The organism is Micromonospora sp. CNZ295 (assembly GCF_004217535.1).
In genome coordinates, this window is sequence record NZ_SHKZ01000001.1 from 2,619,853 (window position 1) to 2,638,393 (window position 18,541).

The 18,541-nt window shown below is 75.0% G+C and carries 18 protein-coding genes and 1 riboswitch; of the genes, 13 read left to right on the forward strand and 5 right to left on the reverse strand.

Going from position 1 to position 18,541, the window contains the following annotated elements:
- Window positions 1-67: 67 nt before the first annotated feature.
- A complete protein-coding gene (locus EV376_RS12455; RefSeq protein ID WP_130322857.1) occupies window positions 68-1,231 on the forward strand; it encodes an alpha-lytic protease prodomain-containing protein in 1,164 nt (387 codons plus the stop codon).
- 41 nt (window positions 1,232-1,272) lie between these two features.
- On the opposite strand, the gene EV376_RS12460 is transcribed toward EV376_RS12455, so the two are convergent.
- From EV376_RS12460 to EV376_RS12470, 3 genes are all read right to left on the reverse strand, one after another.
- On the reverse strand, window positions 1,273-2,103 hold the full coding sequence (locus tag EV376_RS12460; protein WP_130322859.1) for an isocitrate lyase/PEP mutase family protein: 831 nt from the start codon (window positions 2,101-2,103) through the stop codon (window positions 1,273-1,275).
- Between the two features lie 73 nt (window positions 2,104-2,176).
- The gene (locus EV376_RS12465; protein WP_130322861.1) at window positions 2,177-3,817 is read right to left on the reverse strand and encodes a type III secretion system chaperone family protein; all 1,641 of its coding nucleotides are present in this window, start codon (window positions 3,815-3,817) and stop codon (window positions 2,177-2,179) included.
- Window positions 3,814-4,290, reverse strand: coding sequence for a type III secretion system chaperone family protein (locus EV376_RS12470; RefSeq protein ID WP_130322863.1), 477 nt, complete (start codon window positions 4,288-4,290; stop codon window positions 3,814-3,816). Before EV376_RS12470 ends, EV376_RS12465 begins: the two co-directional genes overlap by 4 nt.
- A 112-nt stretch (window positions 4,291-4,402) precedes the next feature.
- On the opposite strand from EV376_RS12470, the gene EV376_RS12475 reads away from it, so the two are divergent.
- From EV376_RS12475 to EV376_RS12500, 6 genes are all read left to right on the forward strand, one after another.
- Window positions 4,403-6,856, forward strand: a complete 2,454-nt coding sequence (locus tag EV376_RS12475; protein ID WP_130322865.1) for a DNA translocase FtsK — start codon at window positions 4,403-4,405, stop codon at window positions 6,854-6,856.
- Entirely contained in the window at window positions 6,849-7,247 is a 399-nt protein-coding gene (locus EV376_RS12480) for a VOC family protein (RefSeq protein WP_130322867.1), read from the forward strand. Before EV376_RS12475 ends, EV376_RS12480 begins: the two co-directional genes overlap by 8 nt.
- A gap of 9 nt (window positions 7,248-7,256) precedes the next feature.
- The gene (locus tag EV376_RS12485; protein ID WP_130322869.1) at window positions 7,257-9,404 is read left to right on the forward strand and encodes a BTAD domain-containing putative transcriptional regulator; all 2,148 of its coding nucleotides are present in this window, start codon (window positions 7,257-7,259) and stop codon (window positions 9,402-9,404) included.
- A gap of 71 nt (window positions 9,405-9,475) precedes the next feature.
- Window positions 9,476-9,994, forward strand: a complete 519-nt coding sequence (locus tag EV376_RS12490; RefSeq protein ID WP_130322871.1) for a hypothetical protein — start codon at window positions 9,476-9,478, stop codon at window positions 9,992-9,994.
- On the forward strand, window positions 9,991-10,548 hold the full coding sequence (locus EV376_RS12495) for a hypothetical protein (protein WP_486482605.1): 558 nt from the start codon (window positions 9,991-9,993) through the stop codon (window positions 10,546-10,548). Before EV376_RS12490 ends, EV376_RS12495 begins: the two co-directional genes overlap by 4 nt.
- 17 nt (window positions 10,549-10,565) lie before the next feature.
- Window positions 10,566-12,026: a hypothetical protein gene (locus tag EV376_RS12500; protein WP_486482606.1), complete on the forward strand. Its 1,461-nt coding sequence runs from the start codon at window positions 10,566-10,568 to the stop codon at window positions 12,024-12,026.
- 101 nt (window positions 12,027-12,127) lie between these two features.
- Here EV376_RS12500 and EV376_RS12505 read toward each other — a convergent pair whose 3' ends face one another.
- Both EV376_RS12505 and EV376_RS12510 read right to left on the reverse strand, forming a co-directional pair.
- Window positions 12,128-12,373 (reverse strand): hypothetical protein, encoded by a 246-nt coding sequence (locus tag EV376_RS12505; RefSeq protein ID WP_130322873.1) that lies wholly within the window; start codon window positions 12,371-12,373, stop codon window positions 12,128-12,130.
- Between the two features lie 118 nt (window positions 12,374-12,491).
- Window positions 12,492-12,806: an SMR family transporter gene (locus EV376_RS12510; protein WP_130322875.1), complete on the reverse strand. Its 315-nt coding sequence runs from the start codon at window positions 12,804-12,806 to the stop codon at window positions 12,492-12,494.
- A gap of 62 nt (window positions 12,807-12,868) precedes the next feature.
- Window positions 12,869-12,931: riboswitch (guanidine-III (ykkC-III) riboswitch) on the reverse strand.
- Window positions 12,932-13,015: 84 nt separating this feature from the next.
- Between EV376_RS12510 and EV376_RS12515 the strand changes: the two genes are divergently transcribed.
- The 6 genes from EV376_RS12515 to EV376_RS12540 all read left to right on the forward strand — a co-directional run bounded on the left by EV376_RS12515 (window position 13,016) and on the right by EV376_RS12540 (window position 18,526).
- A complete protein-coding gene (locus EV376_RS12515) occupies window positions 13,016-13,939 on the forward strand; it encodes a Rossmann-fold NAD(P)-binding domain-containing protein (protein ID WP_130322877.1) in 924 nt (307 codons plus the stop codon).
- A 70-nt stretch (window positions 13,940-14,009) separates the two neighbouring features.
- On the forward strand, window positions 14,010-15,551 hold the full coding sequence (gene rimO / locus EV376_RS12520) for a ribosomal protein S12 methylthiotransferase (RefSeq protein ID WP_486482607.1): 1,542 nt from the start codon (window positions 14,010-14,012) through the stop codon (window positions 15,549-15,551).
- Between the two features lie 77 nt (window positions 15,552-15,628).
- The gene (pgsA, locus tag EV376_RS12525; RefSeq protein ID WP_130328634.1) at window positions 15,629-16,222 is read left to right on the forward strand and encodes a CDP-diacylglycerol--glycerol-3-phosphate 3-phosphatidyltransferase; all 594 of its coding nucleotides are present in this window, start codon (window positions 15,629-15,631) and stop codon (window positions 16,220-16,222) included.
- 55 nt (window positions 16,223-16,277) lie between these two features.
- A complete protein-coding gene (locus tag EV376_RS12530; RefSeq protein ID WP_130322879.1) occupies window positions 16,278-16,829 on the forward strand; it encodes a CinA family protein in 552 nt (183 codons plus the stop codon).
- Window positions 16,830-16,964: 135 nt separating this feature from the next.
- A complete protein-coding gene (locus EV376_RS12535; RefSeq protein ID WP_130322881.1) occupies window positions 16,965-17,420 on the forward strand; it encodes a helix-turn-helix domain-containing protein in 456 nt (151 codons plus the stop codon).
- A gap of 230 nt (window positions 17,421-17,650) precedes the next feature.
- The gene (locus tag EV376_RS12540; protein ID WP_130322883.1) at window positions 17,651-18,526 is read left to right on the forward strand and encodes a PspA/IM30 family protein; all 876 of its coding nucleotides are present in this window, start codon (window positions 17,651-17,653) and stop codon (window positions 18,524-18,526) included.
- Window positions 18,527-18,541: the final 15 nt, after the last annotated feature.

Here is an 18,541-nt window from a genome sequence, read left to right on the forward strand (position 1 = left end):
GTCACCGGGCCGCTCCCGTACTCCGACGTGGCAGGCGTGACCGCGCCGGCCGGGAGGAGCGTGACGGATGGACCGCAGACGGTGGACAGCCATCGGTGTGATGGTGGCGACGGTGGGCACGGTGGCGGCGGTGACGCTGCCGTCCTTCGCCGGGGAGGAGGGCACGCCCCGACCCGGTACGGCACCGGCGGCCGACGGCGTCGCTCCGGAGGTGGCCGACGCGATGCGGCGCGACCTGTCGCTCACCCCGGACCAGGTCACGGCGCGGATCCGGACCGAGCGCTGGGCGACCGGTGTGGTCGGGGAGCTGCGGAGCGACCTCGGCGCCGACTACGGCGGCAGCTGGCTCGGCGCCGACGGCCGGACCCTGAACGTCGCGGTCACCGATTCGGCCGGGGCCGAGCGGGTACGCGCCGCCGGCGCGGTGCCGAGGATGGTCGCCCGGGGCGTCCGGCAGCTCGACACGTTCAAGACCCGGCTCGACCGCGCCGGTGGGTCCGCTTCCGAGGCCGTCGCCGGCTGGTACGTGGACGTCGCCGACAACTCGCTCGTCGTGCTCGCCCGCCCCGGCGCGGAGCAGGCCGCCTGGCGGCTGGTCGACCGGACCCGCGTACCCCGCCAGGCGGTCCGGGTGGACGCCTCGGCGGAGGCGCCCCGGCTGCTCTTCGACGTACGCGGTGGCGACCCGTTCATCATCGGCGGCGCCGGCCGCTGCTCGGTCGGCTTCTCCGTGGTCGGGGGCTTCGTCACCGCCGGGCACTGCGGCCGGGTGGGCTCCCGGACCACGGGCGGGAACGGCGTCGCCCAGGGCGTCTTCCGGGCGTCGTCGTTCCCCGGTGACGACTGGGCGTTCGTCCAGGTCAACAACGCGTGGACGCCGCGGCCCGTGGTCAACGACTTCAACGGCGGGACGGTGCCGGTGGCCGGCGCCCAGGAGGTGCCGGTCGGCGCCTCCATCTGCCGCTCCGGCTCCACCACCGGCGCCCGCTGCGGCATCGTCCAGGCCCGCAACGCCACCGTCCGCTATCCGGAGGGGACGGTGACCGGTCTGGTCCGGACGAACGTGTGCGCCGAGCCGGGCGACTCCGGCGGATCCTGGATCTCCGGCGACCAGGCGCAGGGCGTCACCTCGGGCGGCTCGGGCGACTGCCGGCGCGGTGGCGTCACCTTCTTCCAGCCACTGCGCGAGATCCTCGAGGTCAACCGACTGACCCTGGTCACCACGCGCTGAGGCCGGGACGCCGGCGGGCCGCGTCGACGGCCCGCCGGCGTTCACGCCGACAGCGCGTTCAGCTCCGGGTAGGGGAGCGGGTCGGCGAGCGGGGTGTACGACCCCGCGCCGAGCGCCTCCGTGGTGGCCCGACGGACGAGACCGTACGCCGCCTGGGCGAGGGAGGAACCGAGGCTCACCCGGGCCACCCCGAGCTTCGCCAGCGCGGGGACCGCGGGCGAGCCCGGACCGGCGAGCACGTTCACCGGCCCGTCGATGCCGGCCACCAGGGCCTCGATGGTCGCCGGGTCCGCGACACCGGGTACGAAGATCCCGTCCGCGCCGGCGGTCCGGTACGCCGCCGCCCGCCGCAGCGTCTCCGCCAACCGGTCCGCCGGGTCACCCACCGCCCGCAGGTAGGTGTCGGTGCGGGCGTTGATGAACAAGCGGATCCCGGCCGCGTCAGCCGCCTCCCGGGCCGCCCGGATCCGGGCGCACTGGTCGTCGACCGGCCGCAGCGGATCCGTGCCGGTCGCCGGTGCGTCCTCGATGTTGACGCCCACCGCGCCGGCCGCCAGCACGCCCTCGACCGTGCGGGCGACGCCGGCCGGATCGGCCGCGTACCCGCTCTCGATGTCGGCGGTCACCGGCACGGTCACCGCGGCGGCGATCCGGGCCACGGCCGCGAGCACCACCTCCCGGTCCAGCTGGTCGCCGTCCGGCCGGCCCAGACTCCAGGCGACCCCGGCGCTGGTGGTGGCGACCGCCGCCGCGCCGCAGGCGGCGACGATCCGGGCGCTCGCGACGTCCCAGGCGTTGGGAAGCACGAGCGGCGAGCCGGGGCGGTGCAGGTCGTGAAGGAGCAGGGCGTTGTCCTGGTGCTGCGTAGTCATGCCGGAAGTCCATCAGCTCGACGCCGCCCGGTCGCGCGGGTTCCGGACCTGACCGTCCGTCACCCAGGGCGGGTCACGGCAGGGCGGCCACCGCGTCGGCGTACGCGGCGCCGGTGCGTACCGCCGCCTCCAGCAGCACGTCCAGCTGGATCGGCGCGACTCCGTGCGACAGGTCGGTGCTCACGTCGCCGGCGAGCACCAGCTCGGCCCCGGAGTCGTGCACGTACGCCGTCGGTAGCAGCCGGTCCTGGTTCCAGGAGTTGCAGAACGCGTACGCCTCGGCCCGCCGATCGGCCGGGAGCCGGCGGCTGGCGACGGTGCGCACGTGCAGGATCTCGCCGCGCTCCCCGGCCCGCCGCACCTGGATGAGCGCCTCACCCCAGCGCCCGACCACGGTGTCCGCCGCGTCCACCACGTACCGGTCGCCGCGCCGGTCCAGCGCCGCGGTGATCAGGGCCAGGTCGAGCGGGACGGGCACGTCGTCCGGCGGGTCGTCGTCCGGCCCCTCGTCGGCGGGCCCGTCGCCGTCGGGCGCCTCGAACGGCAGCGGAACGGGGTCGGCCAGGGCCTTCTCCGCGAGCCCCCGCTCGGCCAGCCAGGACGCGATCCGCCCGGACTGGTGACCGGTGCCGTTGCGGGCGTCGAAACTGCCGGCCAGCCCGGTGGCCAGGTCGAGCAGCACGGCGCCGAGGGCCGCCACGTCGAGCTCCGCCGCCGGCCGCGACCCGTACCCGGGCCGGTGCACCGTCCGCCCGCCGAGCCCCGCGTCCACCGCGGCGGCGCAGACCAGCGCGCCTGCGGCGGCGAACTCCATCGCGGACAGTTCGTCGTCGGCGTGGTCGAGCCGCGGCAGCTGCGCGGCCAGGACGTCCAGCCCGCGCACCGGGTTACCGCTGAGCGCGCAGAAACGCAGGTGGGCCGCGAGGTACGGGAACGCGACCCGCTCGTGCCGGTGCCGCCGGTACGCGCGCACGTGCGCCGCCGCGGCCCGCTCCGGCTCGCCGGCGCGCAGCCGGGGAAGCATCGCGGCGGCGAGGCCCCGCTCGGGCGCCTCGGTGCAGTCGCCCGGCCCGACGCCGGCCAGCGCGTCCAGCGCGGCCCGCCAGTCGCCCCAGCCGGCGAGCAGCTCCGCCCGCCGTACGGCGGCGCACTCGGGGCACCCGTCCGCCGGCTCCGGCGTGGCGGCCGACCACCGCTCGTACCAGGACCGGGCGGCCGGCTCGTCGCCGAGGTGGTCGGCGATCCGGCAGCGCAGCTCGGCGACCGTCGCGCCGCCGTCGGCGTCGAGGTCGTCGAGCAGGGCGCGGGCCTGGTCCAGCCCGACCCGGGAGCTGCCGAGCAGGGCCTCGACGGCGTACCGCTGGTACCGCGACAGCAGCTCGCGGCCGCCGGCCGGCAGCAGGTCGGGGCGGCGGCCGACGGCGGCGCGGCAGCGGCGGACCGGTTCGACCAGGCGCCACCGCTCGCCGTGCAGCAGGTACGTCTCGATCAGCGCGAGCCGGGCACCCAGCGCCGACCGGTCGTCGCCGGTGGCGTCGGCGCGGGCGGCGATCCGCTCCAGCTCGGCGGTGCGCGCCTCGCCGTCCGGGGAGTCCCGGGCGTCGGCCAGGTCCTCGGCGAGCGCGCGGGCCTCCCCGGCGGGCCGCCGCCGGCGGGGCGGCCAGCCCGGCCACCCGAACTCGTCCGGCCACCGGCCGCCGTGCTGCCCCGTCACGGCAGCACCCCGCCGGGCAGGCGGGCCACCTCGGCGGCCAACTGGCAGCCGGTGGCGATGCCGCAGTCGAGGAGCCGGTCGAGCTGGTGCGGGGTCACACCGTGCTCCAGGTCGGTGATGACCTCGCCGCAGATCCGCGCCCGCCCGTCGTCCTCGACGTGCACGAACGCCTTCGGCCAGAGCCGGTCGTGGTTCCAGGCGTTGCAGAACGCGTGCAGCGCGGGCACGTACTCGATGGCGAACGTCGGCGCCGCCACCGTGCGCACCTGGAGCAGCTCACCGGCGGCGCCCGGACGGAGAAACCAGATCAGGCTGTCCGCCCACCGGCCGACCAGGTCGCCCGCCGGGTCGGTCTCCACCGCGTACCCGCGACCGGCGAGCACGGTGGCGATGAGCTCGCCGGTCAACGGGCGCAGGGCACCCGGGTAGCCACCCAGAGCGCGGTCCGGGCCGTCCGCGGTCGGCGACGCCATGCGGCATCCCTTCTGAGGCGGATATCACGACCGGCAGCGGAAACGCGCTACGACGCGCGGACACGACCCGGAAAAGCGGCGATCTGCCGGGTGCCGCCGTTAAGTTGATGCTATGGCGGGCCGTACCTCTCAGGCGAGCCGGCGGCGCGGCGCGTCGCCGCGTGGCACCACGAACAGCCGTGCCCGCCAGCCGGCGAAGAAGACCCGCACCCCGGCCCGGCGGCGCACCGCGGCCCGTCCCGGCCCGGCCGCCTACGTCGGCCGCGCCGTCGGGGCACTGTGGATGGGCCTCGCCCACGGTGTGGGCTGGGCGGTGCGTGCCGCGGGCCGGCAGGCCGCCTCGGCCCGCGACCTCGATCCGGAGCACCGGCGCGACGGCGCTGGCCTGCTGGTGCTCGGCCTCGCCCTGCTCAGCTCGGTCGGCATCTGGTTCTCCGGGGCCGGGCCGGTCGGCGAGCGGCTGGCCGACAGCGTACGGCTCTTCCTCGGCGCGATCGCGATCGTGGTGCCGGTGCTGCTGATGATCGGCGCCTGGCGGCTGATGCGGCAGCCCGGCGACCCGGAGCACCGCGGGCGGGGCCTGGTCGGCTGGGGGTCGATGCTGGTCGCCACCGCCGCGCTGCTCCACATCGGGCAGAACCCGGTCGACCCGGTCCAGCGGGACTACGCCGGCGGCCTGGTCGGCGCGGGCGTCGGGAGCCTGCTCGAGCGGGCGGTGACCGCCTGGGTTGCCGTCCCGCTGCTGATCCTGCTGCTGGTCTTCGGGCTGCTGGTGGTCACCGCGACGCCGATCAACAAGATCCCCGAGCGGCTGGGCCTGCTGGCCGGCGCGGTGACCGGCGGCCCACCCGCCGAGGAGGCGGAGGAGGAGAGCGCCGACAAGCCGGCCCGCAAGCGCCCGGCGAAGCGGATGCCGCCCCCGGTGGACCCGGACGACTTCGACGACGACCTGGCCGGCGCGGACCTCCAGGAGACGCTCGTCCTGCCCCGTAAGCCGCCCGCCAAGGTGCCGGCCAGCCGCAAGCCGGCCGAGCCGCCCGAGCACTCGCCGCTGCCCACCCGCGCCGAGCAGCTCGCGCTGACCGGCCTGGCCGGCGACTACACGCTGCCGCCGGCGAACCTGCTGAGCAGCGGCGCCGCGCCCAAGAAGCGCAGCAAGGCCAACGACGAGGTGATCGCCGCGTTGACCGGCGTCTTCGAGCAGTTCGACGTGGACGCCGCGGTCACCGGCTTCACCCGGGGCCCGACCGTGACCCGGTACGAGGTCGAGCTGGGTCCGGGCGTCAAGGTCGAGCGGATCACCCAGCTCTCCCGCAACATCGCGTACGCGGTGAAGTCGCCGGACGTGCGCATCCTCAGCCCGATCCCGGGCAAGAGCGCGGTCGGCGTGGAGATCCCGAACACCGACCCGGAGAACGTCTCGCTCGGCGACGTGCTGCGGTCCCGGGCGGCCACCAGCGACCACCACCCGATGGTGGTCGCGCTCGGCAAGGACATCGAGGGCGGCTACGTGGTGGCCAACCTCGCGAAGATGCCGCACATCCTGATCGCGGGGGCCACTGGTGCCGGGAAGTCGAGTTGCCTTAATTCGCTACTTGTGTCCATTCTGACCCGAGCGACTCCGGACGAGGTGCGCCTTCTGCTCATCGACCCGAAGCGGGTCGAGATGACCGGCTACGAGGGCATTCCACACCTGGTCACGCCGATCGTGACCAACGCCAAGAAGGCGGCCGACTCGCTGGAGTGGGTCGTCCGTGAGATGGACATGCGGTACGACGACCTCGCCGCCAACGGGGTCAGACACATCGACGACTTCAACCGCAAGGTCCGCACCGGCGAGATCAAGGCGCCGCCGGGCAGCGAGCGGGAGCTGCGGCCGTACCCGTACCTCCTGGTCATCGTCGACGAGCTGGCCGACCTCATGATGGTCGCGCCGCGCGACGTGGAGGACTCGATCGTCCGCATCACGCAGCTCGCCCGGGCCGCCGGCATCCACCTGGTGCTCGCCACCCAGCGCCCCTCGGTCGACGTGGTGACCGGTCTGATCAAGGCGAACGTGCCGTCCCGGCTCGCCTTCGCCACCTCCTCGCTGGCCGACTCGCGGGTCATCCTCGACCAGCCCGGCGCGGAGAAGCTGCTCGGCCGCGGTGACGGCCTCTTCCTGCCGATGGGCGCCTCGAAGCCGATCCGGATCCAGGGCGCGTGGGTGACCGAGCGCGAGATCGCCGACGTGGTCAAGTTCTGCAAGGACCAGCGCGAGCCGGAGTTCCGGCCGGACGTGCTCACGGTCGCCCAGGAGGGCAAGAAGAAGATCGACGAGGACATCGGCGACGACCTCGACCTGCTGGTGCAGGCGGTCGAGCTGGTGGTGACCTCGCAGTTCGGCTCGACGTCGATGCTCCAGCGCAAGCTGCGGGTCGGCTTCGCCAAGGCCGGCCGGCTGATGGACCTGATGGAGACGCGCGGCGTGGTCGGCCCGTCCGAGGGCTCCAAGGCCCGCGACGTGCTGGTCAAGCCGGACGAGCTGGAGGAGGTCCTGGCCGGCCTGCGCGGTGGCGATGAGTGACGAACCGGCGGCGTCGCAGCGGGCGGCGCGGGCACAGGAGCTGTTCCCGATCCTCACCGCCGCTGACCTGTCGGCTTCGCTGCGCTTCTACCGGGATCTCCTCGGCGGGGAGGTCACCTACCGCTTCCCGGCGACGGGTGACCCGGCGTACGTCGGGCTGCGCTTCGGCATCGCGGAGCTGGGGATCGGGCAGCGGGAGGAGCCCGGTCCGACGGCGAACGATCGGGTATCGGTGTGGGTTTATGTCGGCGACTGCGCCGCCGCCGTGGCGGAGCTCCGCGCGGCCGGGGTGACCGTGGTGGCCGAGCCGGCGGCGCAGCCGTGGGGAGAGCGGACGGCCGTCGTCCTCGACCCGGACGCCAACCGGGTCATCGTCGCCGACCGGGGCTGACCCGCAGCGATGAGTTCCCGCCCGCTCGCCCTCGTCGAGGCGGCCGTCCAGGACGGGCGGCACGACGAGGCCCTGCGCCACCTCGCGGCCGTGCCGGCGGACGTTCCGTTGCCGGCGGCGTTGGCCTGGCGCCTCGGCGTGGTGCTGCACCAGCGGGGGCAGTTCGACGCCGCCGACGCCTGCTACGAGCGCGCGGCCTTCGACGTCGGGGACCAGCAGCGGGCATCGACGCTGGCCGAGCAGGCCCAGGTGCTCGCCGGCTGGGCCGCCACGCGGTGGGCGAAGGGTGACTCGGCGCGGGGCCGGCGGCTCGCCGAGGACGCCGTCCGGGTCGCCGAGCAGAGCGGGGACGACTCCGCGCTGGCGGCGGCGTACGTGGCGCGGGCCCTGGCCGCGTTCAGCGACGGCGACCGGGCGGGCAACGAGCACGCGTACGCCCGCGCGCTCGCGGCGGCCGAACGAGCCGGCGACGTCGGCCAGCAGTTGCGGATCCGGTGCAACATCGGCTCGCGGCTGGTGGAGGAGGGGCGGTACCGGACGGCCGTGGCGGAACTCGACGCGGCGGTCCGGCTCGGCGAGGCGGTCGGGCATCCGACGCTGCTCGCGCTGGCGCTGCACAACCGGGCGGAGGCCTGGTTGGGGCTGGGTGAGTTGCGCCGCGCGCGCGGCGACGCGGATGAGGCGCTCGCGCTGTGGCAGCGGGCCGGGTCGCCGCTGGCGGCCTTCGGATTGACGCTCACCGCCCGGGTGCACCGGGTGCGCGGCGCGGCCCGCCAGGCGGTGGCCGCCTACGAGGCGGCGGTGGCCATGGGCGAGCCGGACGGGAATGCCCAGGTGCTGGTGGAGGCGTGCGCGGGGCTCGCGCGGCTCAGCTACGCCGACGACCCGGCGACCGCGGCCCGGTACGCCGAGCGGGGGCGGTCACTGCCCAGCGCCGCCGGACCCACCGTGGCCGAACTCGCCGCCGGTTGGGTAGCCCTCTGCTCCGGTGATCCACAGGCCGCTCTCCGGCACGGCGAGCACGCCCGGGCCGAGGCCGGTCGTCGTCGGGACGCCGCCGCCCTGGCCGAAGCCTTGGAACTCGCCGCCCTCGCCGCCCACCGGGCCGGCCCGGAGGTGCCCGCCGTCCCGCCGCGACGCCGCCTGGCCGGTCTGGCCGAGGCGGCGGCCATCTGGGCCGAGCTGGGCAACGAGTTCGCGCTCGCCACCAACGCCCTGCTGCAGGGGCGTCTCACCGGTGACCGGGTGGCGGAGGACATCGCCCGGGACCGGCTGGGCCAGATCGGCGTACTGGAGGGCGCCTGGCACATCGCCGGCCCGCTGGCGGCGCTCGGCCCGCCGCCGGTACCCGAGGTCGAGGTGCAGCTGCTGGGCCACTTCGCCGTCAGGCTGGGCGGGACACCGGTGCCGGTGGGCAACTGGCAGTCCCGCAGGGCGCGGGACCTGCTCAAGATGGTGGCCGCGCAACTCGGGAAGCCGGTCGCCCGCGAGGCCCTGGCGGCCGTGCTGTGGCCGGAGGCCCGCACGTCGGTGGCGTTGCGGCGGCTCTCGGTGCTGATCTCGACGGTGCGGGGCGTTCTGGACCCGGAACGGAAGCATCCGGCTGACCGCCACCTCTGCACCGACCCCACCACGGTACGGCTGAACCTCGCGCACGTCGTGGTGGACGCGTTCTCGTACTACGAGGCGGCCCGTGCGGTCATCGCGGCGGACGGCGCGAGCACCACCGGCCGGCCGGCCGGCGACCCCGGCGCGGCCGGCCCGGACGCCGATGTCGATCTTCCCTTGCTGAGCCGCCTGGAGGCGGTGGCGGGCCGGTACACCGGGGCCCTCTGCGACGACGGCGAGGCCGCCGGAGACTGGGTGCGGCGACCCCGGGCCGTCCTGGCCGACCTGCAGCGCGAGGTTCTCCACCGGCTCGCGCGGCGGTGCCTGCGGTCGGGGCGCACCGAGGCGGCGGTCGGCTGGTACCAGCGGCTGACCGCCGAGGACGGTTACGACGAGCCGGCCCACCTGGGGCTGATCGGCGCGTTGTCCGCGGCCGGGCGGCACGGCGAGGCCAGCCGCCGCTATCAGGAGTACGTCGGCCGGATGCGGGAGATGGACATCGAACCCGCGGCACTTCCCCTGCCCGACCCGACACACCCGGCCGCCTGAACAATTCCTGAACGCCCCCCGAAACCGTCCGATCAGACTCGGCAGTGACGGGCGCGCAAGTAGGGGGATCGATGACACGAATCCGGGTGGGCGTCGCCGCACTCGCGGTGGGGCTGCTGCTGGCAGGCTGCGGACCGGACGACTCGGCGCCGGTGGACAGCGGTGCCGGCCCGGCCGGTTCCGCCGGCACGACGACGGCCGACGGCGGGACGGCTACCGGCGGGGACGCGGGCCAGGGTGCGCCGGGCGGCCGTTGGTGCGAGGCGGTGCGGGCGTTCACCGCCGCGGTCGATCCGCTGTTCGGACCGGACGCGGCCGGCGACAAGGCCACCGCGGACCGGGCCCGCTCCCGGCTGGCCGAGCTGAAGGCGGCGGCCCCGGCCGAGATCACGTCCCAGGTGGCGGAGCTCAGCGAGTTCTACGCCGCGGTCATCGACACCGCGGGCAAGAGCATGGTCGGCGACCCCGCGGCCTACGCCCGGCTCGGCGAGACCGTCACGAAGGTCGAGACAGCGATGCCACCGGTGTCGGACTACACCGTGCAGAACTGCCCGGGGCTCGACCGGCAGCTACCGGTGGAGGCGCCGTGACCGGGCGGACCGGTGCCGGCCGGTGGCTGCTCCTGGTGCCGGCCGTGGCGCTGCTGCTCGCGGCGCCGGGCTGCGGAGGAGCGGAGCAGCCGTCGCCGCCGGCGAACGCCGGGCGCGAACCGGTGGCGACCGGTGCCGCCGATCCCGACGGCGAGGCCGGCTCGTCCGCGCCGGCGGTCAAGCCGGAACCGGACGCGTGTGACCTGGTGACCGATCGGGAGGCGGCCGCGCTGGCTCGGCTCAGGCTGGGTCCGAAGCAGGCCGGCGAGCAGAACTGCACGTGGACGGCACCGGTCGGCGGCCCGACCGGCCAGGTGGAGGTCTACGTCGGGGACGGGGCGAAGAAGATGCTCGACATCGAGCGGCAACTGGGGCACGAACTGAAGCCGCTGGCCGGGGTCGGCGACGAGGCGTACCAGGACATGCAGGCGAACGAGGTCTTCGTCGCCAAGGCGGACACCTGGGTCGCGATCCGTCTGGTGCTGCTCAACGATCCGGCGGAGAACCACGAGCCGCTGGAGGAGCTGATCCGTGTGGTGGCCGGTCGGCTGTGAGCGGCGCGGGTGCGGGCATGCGTAGGCGCGGACCGGTGGCGGCCGGGATGGTCGTGCTCCTGCTGACCGCCGGTTGCGGAACGTTCGGTCTCGACGGCTCCGCCAGGACCGACCTCCGCTACGGGTACGGCCCGAAGCCGGACCGGTCCGTGGTCTACCAGCCGGATGTCGTGCTCGTGGCGGGTGGCAGCGGGGCCATCCGGTCGGTCAGCGAGGACGGCTTCACCTACGTCGTCGACGGCGACGCCGAGGGCATCCGGGACGTCGCGCCCGGGAAGATCATGTTTGCCACCAGCGAGGCGGTCGGCCGGGTGGTGAAGGTCGAACGGTCGGGCGGCGACCGTGCCGTCACCCTGGCTCCGGTACGGCTGACCGATGTGGTCCGGGACGGCCACTTCTCCTTCGATCAACCGCTGGACCTCGAGGCGCAGACCATCGGTCCGCTCCCCGACCTGCTCGGCGAGGTCGTCGACGGTGACGCGGCCGCGGCGCCGGTGGTGCCGGACGCCGAGCAGGCCGCCGAGCTGGGTACCAATGCCATCGGCACGGGTGAGCTCCGGTTCGCGCTGCCGCCCGTCGTCCTCGGCCCGGCCCGCGAGCCGGGCGCGGGTGGGGCCGGCAGTATGCGGCGGAAGGTGGGCGACTGGGAGGTGTCGGCGTACAAGGACCGTTCGAAGCTGGGGTTGACCGCGTCGCACGGGACGGCGGTGCCGGGGCTCAAGGTCGACTTCGACATCCAACTGCTGTTGCGGAACCTGCGGGCCTGGGGGGACATCCGGGTGACCAACGGGGTGATCCCCAACCCGCAGTTCCGCATCGACGGCATCGAGGGTCTCGCCATCACGATCGCCGCCGGCGCCCAGGGCGGACTGGCGGACAACAAGAAGGCGAAGATCGAACTGCCCATCGAGGTGAAGCAGCCCATCCTCATCGGCGGGTTCCCGGCCACCCTCACCGAGACCTTCAAGTTCCTCGTCACGACCGGCTTCTCGGCGAAGAACGGCAACATCCGGGCCACCGGCGAATGGGGGCTGGACGGGCCGATCGGGTACGTGCAGTCGACCGTCCTGACCCCCGCCTTCTCCGTGCGGGAGAGCATCGTCCAGTCGATCCGGGGCGTTTCGGTCGGTGTCGAGGGAATCGTGGTGGCCGCGGAGTTCCGCTTCGGATTCCTGCTGGGCCTGCCGGTCGCCGGCGCCGGGGTGTTCGTCGGCGTCGTGGCGTCGGTCGGGGTGACCAACGGGTCAGCGGCCGGCCGGGTGGGCCTGCCGCTGGCCGTGGGGCCGGGGGTGAAATGCCGAGGGTCGACGCTGGTGGTGACCGTCCGCGCCGGTGAGGGGGTCAGCGTGTCGGCGCCGCTGACCAAGGCGATCGAGCACGTGCTGAAGGTCAGCATCCCCAAGGAGGCCGACTTCATCAAGGCGGACGTGGTCAACCGGACCGTCGTGGAGCCGGACGTGCCGCTCTGCCGGGGTTGATGCGGCCGGCCGGAGTTGCCCGGCCCTCGGCGGCCCGACCACCGTCGGCACCCAGGGCCCGCCGGCCGGTCCGGCGGGCCCGCACGGGGGAGCGGAGCGGGTCAGGAGTTGAGGAGCGCGGCGCCGATCAGCATGCCCAGGATCATGCCGACCAGGCTGGCGCCGGCCGCGTACCAACCGAGCGGCTTGTCGCCGAGCACGGCGCCCACGACGCCCAGGGCGATGCCGGCCAGGCCGAACAGCGGCGGGAGGATCAGGATCGCGACGACCGCGAAGACGAAGCCCAGGATGGTGCAGACGCGGGCGGCGCCGCTGCGGGGACGGGCGGTGCTGTGGATGTCGGCCATGGTGTCCTCCGTGGTGTGGGTGAGATGTCGGGCACTGCCGGCCGATCTCTACCCACTGTGGTCGGCGCTCACGCCTCGCCCAGGGTCGTCCTGGGGCGCGCGGCGCGGGGCGTGCGCGTCAGTGGAAGAACTTCAGGCCGATCACGCCGGTGATCACCAGCAGCAGGCAGATGATCCGGGGCAGGCTGGCCGGCTCGTTCAGCGCGAACATCCCCACCAGGGCGGTGCCGACGGCGCCGATGCCGACCCAGACGGCGTACCCGGTGCCGACGGGGATCGCGCGCAGCGCGTACGCGAGGCCGGCCATGCTGAGCACGAGGGTGACCACGAAGACCACCGACGGGACGAGCCGACTGAAACCGGCGCTGCGGTCGAGGGCGACCGCCCACGCGGTCTCCAGGAGTCCGGAGACCACCAGCACGATCCAGGCCATGGGGAGTCACCTCTGCGGATGCCCGGGCCGCCGGGGCCGGGACGAGTCGATACTGCGGGGCCACGGGGGCGTCGTGCCTGACCGGGTACGCCCACCACTCGTCCGGGGCGGCCGGGGCCGCCGTCGCCGACGGTAGCACCCGCCGCGGGCGGTGATCCCAGCCACGCCAGGTGGACTTCAACCTGACTTGAGCTTGCAGTATTGGCCGCATGCCGCTGCTCTTCTCCGACCCCGACGTCGCCGCCGTGCTCGACGCCGCGACGACGGTCGCGGCGATGCGGGACGCGCTGCACGCCGCCCACGACGGCCGGCTCGTCGCACCGCCCCGCGCGGCCGCCGCGCTCGGCGGGGGCCGGATGGTGCTGACCGCCGGGCATCTCGTCGGCGAGTGGTACGGCTTCCGGTCGTACGACACGTTCGGGCATCCGGGCGGCGAGCAGGTGGTGGTGCTGCACGACGGCCGTACCGGCGCGGTCCGCGCGGTCGCGGTCGGCGAGGAACTGGGGTCGCGGCGTACCGGCGGCCTGGGTGGAGTCGCCGTCGACGCGCTGGCCCGCCCGGACGCGGCCACGCTCGGCGTGATCGGCTCCGGGCGGCAGGCGTGGACCCAGGTGTGGGCCGCCGCGGCGGTCCGCCCGCTGCGCGAGGTCACCGTGTACAGCCGCTCCGCCGCCCGGCGGGAGGCGTTCGCCGCCCGGGTCCGGGCCGAGCTGGCCGTCCCGGCCCGGGTCGCCGCCTCGGCCCGGGCGGCGGTGGCCGACCGCGACATCGTGGTGCTCGCCACCACCAGCACCGCGCCGGTGCTCGACGCCGCCGACCTGGCCCCGGGCACCCACGTCAACGCGGTGGGCTTCAAGCAGGTCGACCGGCACGAGTTCGGCTCGGACCTGCTGGACCGGGCGGATCTGCTGGCCACCGACTCGCCGGCCCAGGCGAGCGCGTACGTCCCGGCGATGCTCGCCGTGCTGCCCCCGTACGCCGATCGGCTGCGCGACCTGGGCGCGGTCCTGGCGGGGGCGGTGCCCGGCCGGACCGGCGCGGACCAGATCTCGGTCTTCTGCTCGACCGGCCTGGCCGGCACCGAGGTCTTCCTGCTCGACCGCCTGGCCCGGGTGGGGGCGGCCGCCCGCTGACACCCGCGGGCCCGCCCGGTGCGCCCGGCCCGCCCTTGCGGGCGACCGGTCACCGGCCCGGTACCCTCGGATGGTGTCTGCCACCCCCCCTTCCGACAACTCCAGCTCGGCGCGTCCGACGCCGCGCCGCGACCTGGAGCCGCCGGCCGACGGCCGTCGGGTCGCCCTGCTGACCCTGGGCTGCGCCCGCAACGAGGTCGACTCGGAGGAACTGGCCGCCCGCCTGCACGCCGACGGCTGGCAGGTGACCACCGACGGCGAGGGCGCCGACGTGGTCGTCGTGAACACGTGCGGGTTCGTCGAGAAGGCCAAGCACGACTCGATCCAGACGTTGCTGGCCGCCGCCGACACCGGCGCGAAGGTGGTCGCGGCCGGGTGCATGGCCGAGCGGTACGGTCGCGAGCTGGCCGACAGCCTGCCGGAGGCGCAGGCGGTGTTGAGCTTCGACGACTACCCGGACATCTCCACCCGGCTGGACGCGGTGCTGGCCGGCCGGCCGGTCGCCGCGCACACCCCCCGCGACCGCCGCGAGCTGCTGCCGCTCACCCCGGTCAAGCGCCAGGAGGCGGCGGTGTCGCTGCCCGGGCACGGCACCCGCGCCGCCGTCGACACCGACGAGCACACGCCGGCGCACCTGCGCCCCGTACTGCGGCGCCGGCTCGACACCGGCCCGGTCGCGTCGCTCAAGCTGGCCAGTGGCTGCGACCGGCGCTGCGCGTTCTGCGCCATCCCCGCCTTCCGCGGCGCGTTCGTCTCCCGTACCCCGGACGAGCTGCTCGCCGAGGCGGAGTGGCTGGCCAAGACCGGGGTCCGCGAGCTGGTGCTGGTCAGCGAGAACTCGACCTCCTACGGCAAGGACCTGGGCGACCCGCGGGCGCTGGAGAAGCTGCTGCCGCAGCTCGCCGCTGTCGACGGCATCGTGCGGGTGCGGGCGAGCTACCTCCAGCCCGCCGAGACCCGGCCCGGCCTGGTCGAGGTGATCGCCACCACGCCGGGCGTCGCCGCGTACTTCGACCTGTCCTTCCAGCACTCCAGTGAGCCGGTGCTGCGCCGGATGCGCCGGTTCGGCTCCACCGACCGGTTCCTGGAGTTGCTGGCCGGCGCCCGGGCCCTGGCTCCGGAGGCGGGCGCGCGGAGCAACTTCATCGTCGGTTTCCCCGGCGAGACCCGCGCCGACGTGGCCGAGCTGGTCCGGTTCCTGTCCGAGGCACGGCTGGACGCGATCGGCGTGTTCGACTACAGCGACGAGGACGGCACCGAGGCCGCCGGCCTGCCCGGCAAGGTCTCGGCCGCCACGATCAAGCGCCGGTACGACAAGCTCTCCGCGCTCGCCGACGAGCTGTGCGCGCAGCGGGCCGAGGAGCGGCTCGGCTCGACCGTGGAGGTCCTGGTCGACTCGGTCGACGAGGGCGTGATCGAGGGGCGCGCCGCGCACCAGGCGCCCGAGGTCGACGGCTCGACCACCCTGGTCGCGCCGCCCGGCGGCGGCGTCGACCTGGGCGCGCTGCGCCCCGGCGACCTGGTCCGCGCCACCGTCACCGCGACCGAGGGCGTCGACCTGGTCGCCGTGCCGAATGAGATGATCTCGGCGGCGCCCGGCGCGGCACGGTGACGGCGGGCCCGGACGGAGCGAGGGAGCCACGTGGTGAGGTGCCAGGTCCGCCACGGCGGCGGGAGCGGGGCGCGGCGATGACCGGAGCGGCGGAGCCGGCCGCGGCCCCGGTGGCCGCCCGGGTGTCCGTGCTCAACGCGGCCAACGCGCTGACCCTGCTGCGGTTGGTGCTGGTGCCGGTCTTCGCGGTCTCGGTGGTGGCCTCCGCGATGACCCACCCGGGGTGGCGGATCGCCGCCTGCCTGATCTTCGCGGTGGCCTCGGCCACCGACCTGGTGGACGGGTGGATCGCCCGCCGGTTCGGCCTGGTCACCTCGGTGGGCAAGGTCGCCGACCCGATCGCCGACAAGGCGCTCACCGGCGCCGCCCTGCTGCTGCTCTCCTGGTACGACCGGCTCCCCTGGTGGGTGACCGCCGTGATCCTGGTGCGCGAGCTCGGCATCACCGCGCTGCGGTTCTGGGTGATCCGGCACGGCGTGATCGCGGCCAGTCGGGGCGGGAAGGCCAAGACGGCTCTGCAGATCCTCGCGATCGTCTGGTACCTCTGGCCGATGCCCGCCGCCCTCGCCGTGGTCGGTCCCTGGATCATGGGCGCCGCGGTGGCGGTGACGGTCGTCACCGGCTTCGACTACGTCGCCCAGGCCCTGCGCCTGCGCCGGCCCGGCCGCTGACGTCACCGGTCCCGGCGAGGAGTAGCGCGGCCGGCCGCTGGGAAGGGAGACGACCATGGGGATGGGAACGGACGCCGAGGGCCGACGGCCGACCGGCAGCCCGGCGGCCGGCGTCGTGCACCGCCTGTCGGAGCGGCAGGAGACCCTGGCCACCGTCGAGTCGCTGACCGGCGGCCTGCTGGCCGCCGCGATCGTGGAGATCGCCGGGGTGAGCAGCGTCTACCGGGGTGGGCTCGTGGTCTACGCCACCGAGATGAAGGCGCGGCTGGCGGGCGTACCCGAGGATCTCCTCGCCGAGCGCGGGCCGGTCGATCCGGACGTCGCCGTGGCGCTCGCGGAGGGCGGCCGGCGTGAGTGCGGGGCCGACTGGGGTCTGGCCACGACCGGGGTGGCCGGCCCGAAGCCGCAGGACGGCAAGCCGGTCGGGCTCGTGTACGTGGCGGTGGCCGGCCCGTCCGGCAGCGAGGTCCGGCGGCTGGACCTGGCCGGGAGCCGCGAACACATCCGGTCGGCCGCCGTGGTGGAGGCGCTCCGGCTGCTCGCCGAGCGGGTGGCCGACGACACCCGCGAGGCCGACCGCGACCCGGCCGGCACGGGTCGTCGGTGAGGGATCATCCGATTCCGACGGGCGGGGCGGGATGTCGGCCGGGCCGGTACCGGGTACGGTTGCGGGAAGGCTCCGCGGTCCGGTCCGGTGGTCCGGGCGCTCGGAGCGGAAGTGGTGTCCCCCAGGGGAGGTGCGATGGTCCTGCTACGCCGGGTGATCGGTGACGCGCTGCGGGCACGCAGGCAGGGGCAGCACCGCACCCTGCGCGAGGTTTCGTCCGCCGCGAACGTGAGCCTCGGCTACCTGTCCGAGATCGAACGGGGTCAGAAGGAGCCGTCGAGCGAGCTGCTGGCCGCCATCTGCGACGCGCTGGGCGCCCGCCTGTCCGAGCTGCTGCGCGAGGTGAGCGACACGGTCGCGCTCGCCGAGCAGATGCCGGGCGTGCTCGTGCCGGTCCAGGACGAGCCGGTCGAGCAGCACCCGGCCCCGGTGGCGCAGTCGGCCGTCCGCGACGCCGCCGGCCGGAGTGTCCGCCAGGTCACCTCCGACGGCACGGTGTCCGTCCAGGTCCGCCAGGATTCGCCGCTGAAGGCGACCCTGCGCAGCACCCGGGTCCGTCCCGCCGACCGCGACGTGGTCTGCGCGGCCTGAGTCCCGGTTCCGCCGTCGCGCCGCCGCCCGGGCGTCCCTGACTTTGCCCTGGTTCGGCGTCGCTCCTCGTGGCCGGTGAGCGCCTCGCCGCGTAGGGTTGATCGCGACGTGGCCCGCGCTGTTCCGGTGGGGCTGCCGGGCTGGCGCTCGCCTGGGACGATGGAGCCACTGCCGTACGGTGGCCGGCCGGGTCGCGGGCGGCCGACGCTTACTGAGGGGATACCGCGGAGATGGCGAACCCGTTCGTCAAGGGTTGGAAGTATCTGATGGCGCTGTTCGGCGCCAAGCTCGACGAGCACGCCGATCCGAAGGTGCAGATCCAGCAGGCGATCGAGGAGGCCCAGCGCCAGCACCAGGCGCTCGTCCAGCAGGCCGCCGCGGTGATCGGCAACCAGCGGCAGCTGGAGATGAAGCTGTCCCGGCAGATGTCCGAGGTCGAGCGGCTGCAGGGCAACGCCCGCCAGGCCCTCGTGCTGGCCGACCAGGCCCGGGCGAAGGGCAACGAGGCCGAGGCCACGCGCTATGAGCAGTCCGCCCAGACCCTCGCCACCCAGCTGGTGTCGGCGGAGCAGGCCACGGAGGACCTGAAGACCCTGCACGACCAGGCGCTCGGCGCGGCGGCCCAGGCGCGCAAGGCCGTCGAGAACAACTCGATGATCCTCCAGCAGAAGCTCGCCGAGCGGGCGAAGCTGCTCAGCCAGCTCGAGCAGGCGAAGATGCAGGAGAGCGTCGCCGCCTCGCTGGAGTCGATGTCGGCGATCACCGCGCCGGGCACCACCCCCACCCTTGACGAGGTGCGGGACCGCATCGAGCGGCGGTACGCCAACGCGATGGGCCGGGCCGAGCTGGCCGGCAACTCGGTCGAGGGGCGGATGCTGGAGATCCAGAAGGCGACCCTCGACTCGGCGGGTTCCGCCCGACTCGACCAGATCCGCGCCAGCATGGCCGGTGACCAGCTCGGCGGCGCGGCCGAGCGCTCGGCCGTCGGGGGGACCGAGCAGCAGGCCGCGCCGGCTGCCGACGCGGCGGCCGCCGCCCGGCTCGACGAGATCCGGGCCAGCATGAGCCGGGAACGCGGCACCGGGGACACCACCGCCGCCGGCTGACCGGCGTGGGTCGAG